Source organism: Pseudomonas sp. Seg1 (assembly GCF_018326005.1).
Classification (GTDB): Bacteria; Pseudomonadota; Gammaproteobacteria; order Pseudomonadales; family Pseudomonadaceae; genus Aquipseudomonas.
The window spans coordinates 3339887-3351871 of sequence record NZ_AP021903.1 but is presented as its reverse complement, the minus strand read 5'-3'; the positions used below and the strand labels follow the sequence as shown (position 1 = coordinate 3351871).

Below are 11985 nucleotides of genomic sequence, written 5' to 3'. Positions count from 1 at the left end.
GATTCCTTTTCATGGGCGAAACGCCGCAGGGGAACCGAACCTGCCGGGCCCCGCCGGCTGTATCTGGCGAGGGTTATGCTTGTGACCGCTGGCCATCGCTGAGAGATCCATTTTTTTGCTGAAGATTTTCATTCCCCGGAAACCCGTTTGGGTGATTTGTTCTTGCGTTGTTCGTAGCGCGCCAGGATCGGCTGGGTGCTGATGCCGTGCAGCAAGATGCTCAAGGCCACGACCGACAGGGTCAGGTCGGTACACAGCGCGGCCACTGAATCGCTCAGACCGTGGTTCAAGGCATAAAACAGATAGAAAAGACTGCCGATACCACGAATGCCAAACCAGCCGATCAACAGCCGTTGCCGTCCTTCGAGCAGCGAGCCCCAGGGCATCAACGCCACGCACAGCGGGCGAATCACGCCGAACAACACCGCGCCGACCAGCAGCGCCCGCCAGTCCCAATGCGTCACCAGCACCACGCCTAGCAGCGTCACCAAAAACACTTCCATGGCCCGTTCAACGAGGCCGCCGAAGGACAGCATGTCGCCCATCATGATCCCGGCGGCGACCTGGCTGTCTTCCAGTTGTTCAGTATCGCCGTGCACCGCGTGCTGGGGCTCGACGTTCTGGTGACCCACCACGGGTTGCACCAGATGTTCAGCGGGCGGTTGACCGGCGCCGGTGGATTTCACTTCTTCCTGACGCAGACCGAGCCCAGCGGCAAACACCGAGAGAAACCCGTAGCCACCGATTGCTTCGGCCACCACGTAGGCCAGGGCGATCAGTGCCAGCGCCAGGTAATCGTTGGGGCTCAGCGTGCTGTCGTCGTTGTGAATACGCATGGACAAGGTCAAGCGTCCGATGCCCCGGCCCATCCAGTAGCCGGTCAACAGCCCGGCGGGCACGGCCCACAGCAGGCTGCGCAACACCCAGTCCGGCCATGCACTGGATTGCCCGGAGCCATCCAACAGCAAAAGGCCAAGCAGGACAAAGGGGAAAGCGACACCATCATTGAGTCCGGCCTCGCCAGACAGGCCAAAGCGCACGCTGTCGACGTCCCGCGCATCGTTGACCTGCACCAGCGCTGCCAGCACCGGATCGGTAGGGGCCAGAATCGCGCCGATCAGCAGCGACGGCCCCCACGGCAGTTGCAATCCCCAGTGCAGCAGCAGGCAGACGCCAGCGATGGTCAACACCATCACTGGGCCCGCCAGGCCAAATGCGATCCGCCAACGCTTGTCGCGCAGTGGAAGACGCAACTTTAGCCCGCAGACAAACAGCGAAAAGAGCACCGCGACTTCCGTCAGGTGCTCCATCCACAGCGAGGCGTTTTCCAGCGACAGTTTCAACAGGTCGAGACCACTGGGGCCGATGCCGATCCCAAGCAGCAAGCACACAGCGGAGGTGGTCACGGGCATCCAGCGCAGATACGAAGAGGTCAGCGCCAGGGTCAGCAACACCGCGCCGAGCACCGCGACCCACACGACAAAGCTCATGACGCGCCGCCCCCGCAGGTTTTTACTGACGGCACAGACACCCCGTCAGCCCACGGTCGCGCGCAGGTACTCAGGGGTGAGCACGTTGAACCACAGCAGAATCATCGACACCAGTATCGTCACCATGACCAGCAGACCCACGCCCCAGACACAGGCCGAGTTCAACAAACCCTGTTCCTTGCGCTCGTGCATGAAGGTCGGCAGGCCGACGAAGAGCAGAAAGGTCGAGTACACCGAGGCTGCACCGAGCACCAGAATTGCCAGCCAGCGACTCGGATACAGCCCGGCGATCCCGGCGACGAAGAACGGTGTCACGGTGTAAGCCGCAAAACCGATGCACTGGTTAAGCGTCGGCCGCGTGTCGAAGGAGCGCGACATCCAACGGATAAACCCGCCAATCACCGCAACGCCTGCCACGATGGCCACATACAACAGAATGCTCAACTGCAAGGCGCTGGCACTGCTCAGTCGTACCGTTTCACCGGCCGCCAGACTCCAGCCGACATAAGTGGTGCCGATGAACAGGCAAACGGGAGGAATCAGCGCCAACAACAGCAAATGCGCAAGGTAATGGCGAGGATGGGCCTCTTCTTCGCGGCGGATATCGGTCCACGCGAAGTTGGGTTGGGTGAAGAGCTTGATGATAGGCGCGGACATGACGACCTCTTGATCCTGTGGACCGGTTGGGGCTCTTAAAGGTATGGAGAGTCGTCGGATAGCCGGGTTCATTTTATTTAACGGACCCCGGTAAACCATGTAAGGACGGCTGACCCGTCAATCGCCGCAGTCCTTGCAGAATGACCACAAATGACTGTGGGAATGGGCTTGCTCACGAAAGCGTTGTATCAGGCACCCATGATGTTGAATGACCCAGCGCTTTCGCGAGCAAGCCCGCTCCCACAGGTTGATCGTATTGCCTGGCTGACGCTGCGACAGTGATCGGGCGATCAGCAGAGCCGGGGGTCAGAGCATCGGTTTGCCACCGGTCACGCCATAGCGCTGACCCGTGATGTAACTAGCCTCGTCCGACGCCAGCAGCACATAGATCGGCGCCACTTCCACCGGTTGGCCGGGACGGCCGAGCGGGGTTTGCGCGCCGAAGTTCTGCACCTCTTCATCGGGCATGGTCGAAACGATCAGCGGCGTCCAGATCGGTCCCGGCGCCACGCAGTTCACGCGAATTTCCTTGGGCCCGAGCATTTGCGCCAAACCGCCGGTGAAGTTGGCGATCGCGCCTTTGGTGGTGGCGTAGGCGAGCAGGGTGGGTTTGGGCATGTCCGAGTTGATCGAGCTGGTGTTGATGATCGAAGACCCCGGGCGCATATGTTTGAGGGCTGCCTGGCACAAGCGAAAGATCGCGGTGATGTTGACGTCGAAGGTCATCACCCATTCGTCATCGGGAATCTCTTCGAAGTTTTCGTGGGTCATCTGGAACGCGGCATTGTTGACCAGCACGTCGATGCGCCCGAAGCGTTCGACGGTCTTGTCGACCAAGGCCTGGCACTGCGCTTTTTGCGCGATATCACCCGGCAGCAACAGGCACTGGCGTCCGGCCTGTTCGACCCAGCGTGCGGTTTCCTCGGCGTCTTCGTGTTCGTTGAGGTAGGCCACGGCAACATCCGCGCCTTCGCGGGCGAACGCGATGGCGACCGCGCGGCCGATGCCGCTGTCTGCGCCGGTGATCAGGGCAATCTTGCCGGCGAGTCGGCCGGAGCCCACGTAACTTTGCTCGCCGCAATCGGGGTATGGCTCCATTTTGCGTTGCGAGCCGGGAACGGATTGCGCCTGGGCGGGGAAGGGTGGTTTTGGATAATCGGTCATCGTCGGTCTCCGGGAGCTCATGGCAGGTATGGGCGGTTGACCCGGGTCGTTTGCCGTGAGTTCGATCGGATTTGCGATGGCCAACAGGAGTAGAAAAATCGATGGGTGCGCGAACGGGAGGCTAAAGCGCAATGCCACAGTGGGCTGAACACCCCGAACACTGTGGGAGCGGGCTTGCCCGCGAAGGCGCCACGTCAGTTGCTATCTACTGCGCTGACACAGCACTTTCGCGAACAAGCCCGCTCCCGCCTTTTGCATCTGTAAGAGATTACAGACCCAAGTCGGACAGCCCCGGGTGATCATCCGGGCGTCGGCCCAGCGGCCAGTGGAACTTGCGTTCGCTTTCCTTGATCGGCATGTCGTTGATGCAGGCGTAGCGCTGGAACATCAGACCGTTGTCGTCGAAGTCCCAGTTTTCGTTGCCATAAGAGCGAAACCAGTTACCCGAATCGTCGTGCCATTCATACGCATAACGCACGGCGATACGGGTATCGGAGTAAGCCCAGAGTTCCTTGATCAAGCGGTAATCCAGCTCCTTGGCCCACTTGCGGGTCAGGAAGGCTTTGGCTTCTTCTCGGTTGTTGGCGAACTCGGCGCGGTTGCGCCATTTGGTGTCGAGGGTGTAGGCCAGCGATACCCTTTCCGGATCGCGGGAGTTCCAGCCGTCCTCGGCCAGCCGAACTTTCTCGATGGCGGATTCACGGTTGAAGGGGGGTAATGGCGGACGTACCTGGGCTGCAGTAGACATATTCAGTCTCCCGAAAGATTTAACGTTTAAACAACGGGTCAGGCTTACTTAGGCGTTACAGGTCCAATAACTTTCGCGCCATGCATTGCGCATTATCGGCGGCACTGTGATCACCCATCACAAGCGCTACGGTAATGGCACCGTCAATCAGGATCAGCAATTGCTTGGCCAGCAGTTGCGGATCCTCGGCACCATGTTCGGTACACAGCTCGCACACGTAGTCGAGCAGCTTCTGTTTATGGTCTTTGGCGACCTGGCGCACCGGGTCCTGGGGATCACCGGTTTCGCCGCTGGTGTTGATGAAGGCACAGCCACGGAAACCTTCCGAGGCAAACCAGCCCTTGAGTACAGTGAACAGGTTGAGCAGGCGATCGGCCGGGGTTTCGGCCTGACCGACAGCGCTTCGGTACCAGTGCATCCAGCGTACGTCGCGGCGTTGCAGGGCGGCGACGGTCAGCTCCTCCTTGTTGGCGAAGTAGCGGTAGATGCTTTTTCTGGAGACGCCGGCGGTTTTCACCAGAAGATCCATGCCGGTGGCCGCGATGCCACTTTTGTAGATCAACTTTTCGGTGACATCCAGAATGATGTCGCGGGTCGAGGTGTCAGTGATTTCGTTCATGTGGCGAACAGTAGAACGATCGTTCTCCTTGGTCAAGCGTTGATTTTGAAATGGCTTTCGCGAGCAGGCTCGCTCCCAAAGGGGAACGCATTTCAAATGTGCGAGCGAGCCTGCCCGCGAATAGCTCATTACAGACACTAACAAGACCCGAAGGAAGCGATGGTGTAAGCTCTCGGGTTCTCCGGATTCGACCCATTGCGAGCCCTATGCCGTTGCTTTTCAAACGTTCTCTGCTGCCTAAACTGCGCAGCTTTCCGCTGACCGCCGAGGCCGTGACCATTCTGTCCGGCGCCGCCGAGTTCCGTCGTTGCCTGCTGGAGAAAATCGCCACGGCGACCCAGCGCATCTACATCGTCGCGCTGTATCTGCAGCAAGACGAAGCCGGTCAGGAAATCCTCGATGCCTTGCACGCCGCCAAACTCAAGCGTCCCGAGCTGGAAATCGCTGTGGTGGTCGATTGGTTGCGCGCACAGCGCGGGCTGATCGGTGCCGGCAAGCAACCGGGCAATTCGGCGTGGTATCAGGAAATGACCCGCACTCACCAGAGTGAGGTGCCGGTCTACGGCGTGCCGGTGCAGACCCGCGAACTGTTCGGCGTGCTGCATTTGAAGGGCTTCGTGATCGACGATTGCGTGGTGTACAGCGGCGCGAGCCTGAACAACGTCTACCTGCACAAGTTCGACAAGTACCGTTTCGACCGCTATCACGTCCTGCAAAGCCGCGAACTGGCGGATTCGATGCATCACCTGGTCAAGCACGGCCTGATCGAATCGAAAGCCGTGCATCGCCTCGACCTGCCCAATCTGCCGACCACGCGCAGCCTGCGTAACGACATCGGCGATCTGCGCAGCCGCCTCAAATACGCGACTTACGACACCGCCAACGGCAGCACGGCCAGAGACGGCCTGTCGGTCAGCCCATTGCTCGGCGTGGGCAAGAACAACCCGTTGAACCGGGCGATTCTCGAACTGATCGCCAGCGCGCAAAAACAACTGACCATTTGCACACCGTACTTCAACCTGCCGCTGGGTGTGATCCGCGAGGTCAACCGCGCCCTGGCCCGTGGCGTGAAGATCGACATCGTGGTCGGCGACAAGACCGCCAACGATTTCTACATTCCGCCGAGCGAGCCGTTCAAGGTGATCGCGGCGTTGCCGTACCTGTACGAGATCAGCCTGCGCCGCTTCGCCAAACGGCATCAGCGCAACATCGACAGCGGCCAGTTGAATCTGCACCTGTGGCGTGATGGCGACAACACCTATCACCTCAAGGGCATGTGGATCGATCAGCGCTACACGCTGCTGACCGGCAATAACCTCAATCCACGGGCATTCCGCCTGGATCTGGAAAACGCGCTACTGATTGATGACCCGAAAGGGGAATGGCTGGAACCGCGGGCGAAGGAGCTGGAGGAGATTTTCCGCCATACCACGCGGATCGAGAGTTTTAATACTCTGGAGACGTTGCCTGAATACCCGGCGGGCGTGGCCAAGTTTCTCAAGCGCGTGAGTCGGGTGCGGATCGAGCGGCTGCTCTACCGGATTTTGTAAGAAGGCTGAAAATGCCATCGCTGGCAAGCCAGCTCCCACAGGGTTTTCGGTCGTTCACATATGTTGTGTACACCAAAAAACTGTGGGAGCTGGCTTGCCAGCGATGGGGCCTTAACAGACGCTAAAAAACCTTAATTCAGACCCAACTTGCCACGCAACGTGGACAAGTCTTCCGCCAGTGTATTGACCGGGCCAACCAGCGCCTTGCGGTCGTTATCCTTGACCTTGTCATACGTCTCGAAACCCCCGTCCTTGGTCTTGTACTTGGCCAGAATCTTGTCGACGGTGGCAAAGTTCTTGTCCACTTTCGCTACGAAAGCCTTGTCCTGCTTCTCGATCTGCGGACGGAACAGGTCGACGATTTTCTTCGCGCCGTCGATGTTGCCCTGGAAGTCGTACAGGTCGGTGTGGCTGTAACGGTCTTCTTCACCGGAAATCTTGGTCGCGGCGACTTCTTCCAGCAGCGCAGCCGCACCGCCGACGACTTTCTCGGGCGGGAAGGTCAGGCCGGCCACGCGGGTTTGCAGGTCCTTGACGTCTTTGTTCAAACCGTCCGCCAGTGTGTCCAGACCCTGGGTGCTTTTCTCCGAGAACAGCGAATATTCGATGCGGTGGAAGCCAGTGAAGTCGTCTGCTTTCACGCCTTTCTCGTGGTCGTCGACACGGGAGTCGATGGACGCATCGAGGTCACTGAACAGTTCGGCAATCGGCTCGATCGACTCGTAATACACGCGGGTCGGTGCGTAGAGTTTTTGTGCGGTGGCCAGATCACCTTTCTTCACCGCGTCGGTGAATTGCTGGGTGTGGCTGGCCAGTTCATCGAGCTGTTCGGTGACGTAAATCTTGTAGTCCGAAACCGGCCCGACCAGATCCAGCGGTGCTGTCGCGGCGAACGCTGACAGCGGGGTGTTGAGCAAACCAAAGGTCAGCAATAACGCGAGTGGCGTTTTTTTCATGGGGGCGGCTCCAGTGTCGGGATTGTTTTATGCAGCTGTTTTCGGTTGTGTGGCATTGAGCAGCGAGCGACCGATGAAGTCCTTGTCGCCCGTGACACCCGGCAGGGTGAAGAAGTACCCGCCGCCGACCGGCTTGAGGTATTCCTCAAGCGGCTCGCCGTTGAGGCGGGTCTGCACGGTGATGAAGCCTTTTTCCAGGTCAGCCTGGTAGCAGATGAACAGCAGCCCCATGTCGAGCTGGCCGTTCTTGTTGACGCCGTTGGAGTAGTTGAATGGCCGACGCAGGATCATATTGGCCTGAGTCTCGGCGGTGCGCGGGTTGGCCAGGCGAATATGCGCGTCGAGCTTGGTCAGCTTGCCGGCCGGGTCTTTGCTGTAGTCCGGGACTTCACTTTCATGGCTTCCGCCGATTGGCGCGCCAGTGGTCTTGACCCGGCCGAGGATGCTTTCCTGTTCCTGCAACGGCGTGCGGTCCCAGCGTTCGACGAAATTGCGGATGATCCGCACCGCTTGATAACTGCCGTGCGCCGCCCAGGCCGGTTCGTCGCTGCCGGGTTGTACCCAGACGAGGCGATCCATGGCTTTGGCGTCGTTGGAGTCGGGGTTGGCCGAGCCATCACGGAAACCGAGAAAGTTGCGTGCAGACTGCGCCGGCACACCGGGTTTGGCCGGGGCTTGCGGCGGCACACTGCCTTCCTGTTTCCAGCGCACCAGCAGCAGGTCCGGCAGGTTCTTGACGATGTCGCGCAGGGCGTGAATGTTGGTGTCGGCAGTGTTGGAGCAGAACTGCAAGCTCAAGTCACCGTGGCAGCAATCGGCTTCCAGCGCATCGTTGGGAAAACCGACCATGCGTTGCAGGCGTTTCGGTTTGGCCTCGGCCAGGCCGAAGCGCTCGTCGAACAGCGATTCGCCCACCGACACGGTGATCGTCAGGTTGTCCGGGGTGACCACCGGGCCGAGGATGCCGGAATCCGGCGGTGGCAGTTTCGGATCGATCTGCGCCACCGGGCCGCCCTTCATCAGGAAGGCGATGCGTTCGTTCAGCGTGCGGAACAGCCGCTCAAGGTCTTCGCGATCACTGGCCAGCACGTCGAAGGACACGAACATCCCGGAGGCCGGGCGCGGGGTGACGATGCCGGTCTGATGCAAACCGTGGTAATCGTGGCGGTCTTCGGTCTTGTCGCTGCTCGGCGCTTCAGTGACTTGCGCAGGTGCAGCCGCCATGGCCGGGCAGCTCAGAGCCGAACCGGCGAGGGCGACGCCGGCAGCGCCCATGCCCAGCAGGACGCGGCGACGTTGCAGGTTGAGTTGTTCGGAATCTTTCATCGGTACTCGTCTTCTGCTTACAGGCCGGAGAGGCCGAGGGCTGGATCGATGCCATCAAGTGCGTCGGCGAGGGCCTGAGCCTTGTCGGCGATCTGCTTGCGTTGTTCGCCACTGACAGTGTCGTAAGTGGCGTAGCCGTCCTTGACCTTGAAGCTGTTCAGTTGGGTGTCGAAGTCGGCCAATGCCTGATCGATTTTCGGCAACAGGTCGGCGGCGGATTTGCTCAGCATCGGCCGCAGCAAATCGACGACTTTGTGTGCGGTTTCCAGGTTGGCGGCGAAACCATTGAGGTCGCCGTGGCTGTAGCGTTCTTCTTCACCGCTGGCGGCGCGGACGTCGGCCAGGGTGTTGAGGTTGCGCACGATAATGTTGACCAGTTGCTCCGGTGGCAGCGTCTGCGCGAGCAGTTGCTGTTTGAGCGTGGTGACGTCGCTCAGCAAACGCTGGGAAACGGGGGCAAGTTCGTCGAGTTTGCGTTGCTGGAACAACGCGTACTCGAGGCGGTGGAAGCCGACAAAGGCTGGATCCTGCTCGCGCTTCTCGAAGTAATCGGCACGGGCGTTGATGCTGTTGTCCAGTTCCGCCAGACGTTGCGCGGCCGGGGCCAGACGTTGATAGGCAGCACGCGCCGGCAGGTACAACGCCTGCGCCTGACTGAGGTCGCCGCTGGCAATTGCCTGATCCAGTGCGGTCACGGCTTTGATCAGCGCGCTGCCCTGACTGGCCAGATACACGCGGAACTCCGACAACGGCCCGACAAAGGCAACCATCGACGGCTTGGCCTTGGCAGCCGCATCGGACGCGGCCGTCGGCGTCACATGCAAGGTGCCACGCGGGTTGCTCAGCAGGCCGCAGGTGATCGCGTAGTCGCCGGGTTGCAGGTTGGCGTTGATCACCTGGCTCAGGCCCGGCGCAATGTTTTCGCGTTCTTCGACCACCAGCACGCCGTCGAGGATTTCCCATTCCACGGCGCGGTCGGAGCGGTTGACGATGCGGAAACTGGCGCGGCCGGCCGGCACCGTCAGCGCGTTTGGCTCGCAACTGCCCGGATGAATGTTGACCACTACTTCGTCATGGTTGAGCTGACGCTTGGCCGCGGCCATTTTCGAGGCGTAGTAGAACAGGCCACCGGCGGCGATCATCACGACCACCGAACCGGCCACCGCCCAGCGCAAGGCGCGGGGAGGGGAGGCCTGAGGGGTATTAGGCTTTGACATGGGTGCCCTTATTGGCTGGAAACGGAAGACGATTGCGCGGCTGGTTTGGGCGCCGGGTAGAAAAACATCCCCAGCGCCACCAGCAGATAAATCAGATACGCCCCGAGGGTGCTGACGGTCGGCGCGTCCTGATAACCGAACATGCCGGCCAGCACCGAGCCGAGCGGGCCATCCATCGGCAGCGTCGCACTGAAGTCGAACAGCACGGTTTGCAGGTGATTCCACAGGCCGGCTTCATGCAGGGCCTGCACCGAGTTGGCGAGAATCCCGGCGGCCACCACCAGAATGAACAGCCCGGTCCACTTGAAGAACGCCGAAAGATTGAGGCGCATGCTGCCGGTGTAGATCAGGAAACCCACGATGATCGCCAGAATCAGGCCGAGCAGGGCACCGATCGGCGCGCCCGGGCCTTCGCTTTGCTGGAACACCGCGAGCAGGAAGAACACCGTTTCCAGTCCTTCGCGAGCGACGGCGAAGAAGACCATGGCGATCAAGGCAATCACTTGGTGTTTCGAAGAGGTCAGCGCCTGATCCAGCGAAGCTTGCAGCGAATGCTTGATCGAGCGCGCCACCTTGCGCATCCAGAACACCATCGAGCTGAGAATGCCCACGGCCACCAGCCCGACCACGCCTTCGAACAGCTCCTGCTGCTTTTGCGGGAATTCGGCGCTGACCAGTTCCAGGCCACCACCGACCAGCAGGGCCAGCGCAGCGGCGAGAAACACGCCGATCCACACGGCGGGCATCCATTGGCCACGGCCGGTCTGTTGCAGGTAGCTGGCGATGATGCCAACGATCAGCGCGGCTTCAATGCCTTCGCGCAGCATGATCAGAAAGGGGACGAGCATTCGGCATCCAATAAGTCATTCGAATAGGTTACAAGTTGTAACATAATGACACTCATTCTCACATGACAATCATTGACATAAACCTGAACGCAAGCTGAACAACCTCAATTTTTGCCTCACATAGATCCCTGTAGGAGTGAGCCTGCTCGCGATGGCGTCGTGTCAGTCAGCGCATATTTTTCTGACCCGCCGCCATCGCGAGCAGGCTCACTCCTACAGGGGGTTCGTGTTGAATTCATGTCCTGCGGTAAGATGCCGGTCATTCAAAAACAACAAGGTTCAGCGAGTTCCATGTCGGAAAAAGACACCATCGCCGTGCAACTGGTGCGTGAAGCGCTGCTGCAAAGTTGTGCCCCGGGCGTGGCCACGGAAGAAGCCTTGAACAAGGTCGGCATCGATCCGGCGCTGTTGCAACGTGAGGATGGCCGGGTGCCGGCCTCGCAGTACGCCAGACTCTGGCGTTTGCTGGCCCGGCGTGGCGATGACGAGTTCTTCGGCATGGACCCGCGCAGGCTCAAGTCGGGGAGTCTGGCGTTCCTCTGCCGTAGCGCGATGGCGCAATCGACGCTGGCCGACGGCCTGAACACGGGGCTGACGTTCCTCTCGCTGATGCTGGAAAAAATGCCCGCACAACTGGTGCACCAGCAGAGCCTGGCGGAAATCGTCCTGCTTGAAGACGATCCGCAGCCACGCCGCGCTTTCACCTATTTCACCTACTGGATGATCGTTCACGGCGTGGCCTGTTGGCTGGCGGGGCGGCGGATTCCGATTCTCGCCATCGAGCTGCGTTGCCCGGCGCCGGACTTCACCGATGACTATCGGGTGATGTTCTCGGAGAACCTGCGCTTTGATCGCCCGCGTACGCGGATGATTTTCTCCGCCGAGTGTCTCGATCTGCCGATCAAGCGCAGCGCCGAAGAGCTCAAGCGCTTTCTGGCCCACGCGCCGGCGAACATTCTGGTGAAGTACCGCGATCCGGAAAGCCTCGCCAGCCGGATCAAACAGGACTTGCGCCAGTTGCCCGCCGAGCGGTGGCCGGAAACCGAAACACTGGCGCAACAACTGTGCATGTCCGCCTCGACGTTGCGCCGACGTCTGGCGGAGGAAGGGCAGACGTATCAAGGACTCAAGGACAGCGTGCGCAAGGAACTGGCGATTGTCTGGCTGGCGGAGCCTTCGATCAGTTTTGTCGAGATTGCGGCGCGGCTGGGGTTTGCCGATGCCAGTTCGTTCTACAAGGCGTTTCGCAAATGGTCGGGATCGAATCCCGGGCATTACCGCACATTGATCCTGAATGAAGCGGTCTGATCGGGAAATGTATTGGCTGTTCCGGCCTCATCGCTGGCAAGCCAGCTCCCACAGGGTCAGCGCAAATCCTGTGGGAGCTGGCTTGCCAGCGATGGCGGCCTG

Annotated in this window: 11 protein-coding genes; 2 read left to right on the top strand and 9 right to left on the bottom strand. The window is 60.3% G+C overall.

Features of this window, described 5'->3' with window-relative positions; all coding sequences use genetic code 11:
• Positions 1-128: 128 nt before the first annotated feature.
• The 5 genes from KI231_RS14825 to KI231_RS14805 form a co-directional block, all read right to left on the bottom strand.
• Positions 129-1490 carry a cation:proton antiporter gene (locus KI231_RS14825; protein ID WP_103302049.1) on the bottom strand — a complete coding sequence of 454 codons (1362 nt, stop codon included), beginning with the start codon at positions 1488-1490 and terminating at the stop codon, positions 129-131.
• Positions 1491-1535: 45 nt separating this feature from the next.
• Positions 1536-2147: a Yip1 family protein gene (locus KI231_RS14820; protein WP_103302048.1), complete on the bottom strand. Its 612-nt coding sequence runs from the start codon at positions 2145-2147 to the stop codon at positions 1536-1538.
• A 306-nt stretch (positions 2148-2453) separates the two neighbouring features.
• Positions 2454-3311: a glucose 1-dehydrogenase gene (locus tag KI231_RS14815; protein WP_103302047.1), complete on the bottom strand. Its 858-nt coding sequence runs from the start codon at positions 3309-3311 to the stop codon at positions 2454-2456.
• Positions 3312-3579: 268 nt separating this feature from the next.
• Positions 3580-4059: a nuclear transport factor 2 family protein gene (locus KI231_RS14810; RefSeq protein ID WP_212808888.1), complete on the bottom strand. Its 480-nt coding sequence runs from the start codon at positions 4057-4059 to the stop codon at positions 3580-3582.
• Positions 4060-4114: 55 nt separating this feature from the next.
• On the bottom strand, positions 4115-4678 hold the full coding sequence (locus tag KI231_RS14805) for a TetR/AcrR family transcriptional regulator (protein ID WP_212808887.1): 564 nt from the start codon (positions 4676-4678) through the stop codon (positions 4115-4117).
• Between the two features lie 206 nt (positions 4679-4884).
• On the opposite strand from KI231_RS14805, the gene pssA reads away from it, so the two are divergent.
• A complete protein-coding gene (gene pssA, locus KI231_RS14800) occupies positions 4885-6228 on the top strand; it encodes a CDP-diacylglycerol--serine O-phosphatidyltransferase (protein WP_212808886.1) in 1344 nt (447 codons plus the stop codon).
• A 131-nt stretch (positions 6229-6359) separates the two neighbouring features.
• Here the strand turns inward: pssA and efeO (KI231_RS14795) are convergent, their stop codons facing one another.
• From efeO (KI231_RS14795) to efeU, 4 genes are read right to left on the bottom strand one after another with little or no spacing between them, the layout of a single operon-like run.
• On the bottom strand, positions 6360-7184 hold the full coding sequence (gene efeO / locus KI231_RS14795) for an iron uptake system protein EfeO (protein WP_212808885.1): 825 nt from the start codon (positions 7182-7184) through the stop codon (positions 6360-6362).
• Between the two features lie 27 nt (positions 7185-7211).
• On the bottom strand, positions 7212-8510 hold the full coding sequence (gene efeB / locus KI231_RS14790) for an iron uptake transporter deferrochelatase/peroxidase subunit (RefSeq protein ID WP_212808884.1): 1299 nt from the start codon (positions 8508-8510) through the stop codon (positions 7212-7214).
• Positions 8511-8527: 17 nt separating this feature from the next.
• Positions 8528-9727 carry an iron uptake system protein EfeO gene (efeO, locus tag KI231_RS14785; RefSeq protein ID WP_212808883.1) on the bottom strand — a complete coding sequence of 400 codons (1200 nt, stop codon included), beginning with the start codon at positions 9725-9727 and terminating at the stop codon, positions 8528-8530.
• A gap of 8 nt (positions 9728-9735) precedes the next feature.
• On the bottom strand, positions 9736-10575 hold the full coding sequence (efeU, locus tag KI231_RS14780) for an iron uptake transporter permease EfeU (RefSeq protein ID WP_212808882.1): 840 nt from the start codon (positions 10573-10575) through the stop codon (positions 9736-9738).
• A 291-nt stretch (positions 10576-10866) separates the two neighbouring features.
• On the opposite strand from efeU, the gene KI231_RS14775 reads away from it, so the two are divergent.
• Positions 10867-11883, top strand: a complete 1017-nt coding sequence (locus KI231_RS14775) for an AraC family transcriptional regulator (protein ID WP_212808881.1) — start codon at positions 10867-10869, stop codon at positions 11881-11883.
• The last annotated feature ends 102 nt before the right edge of the window (positions 11884-11985 follow it).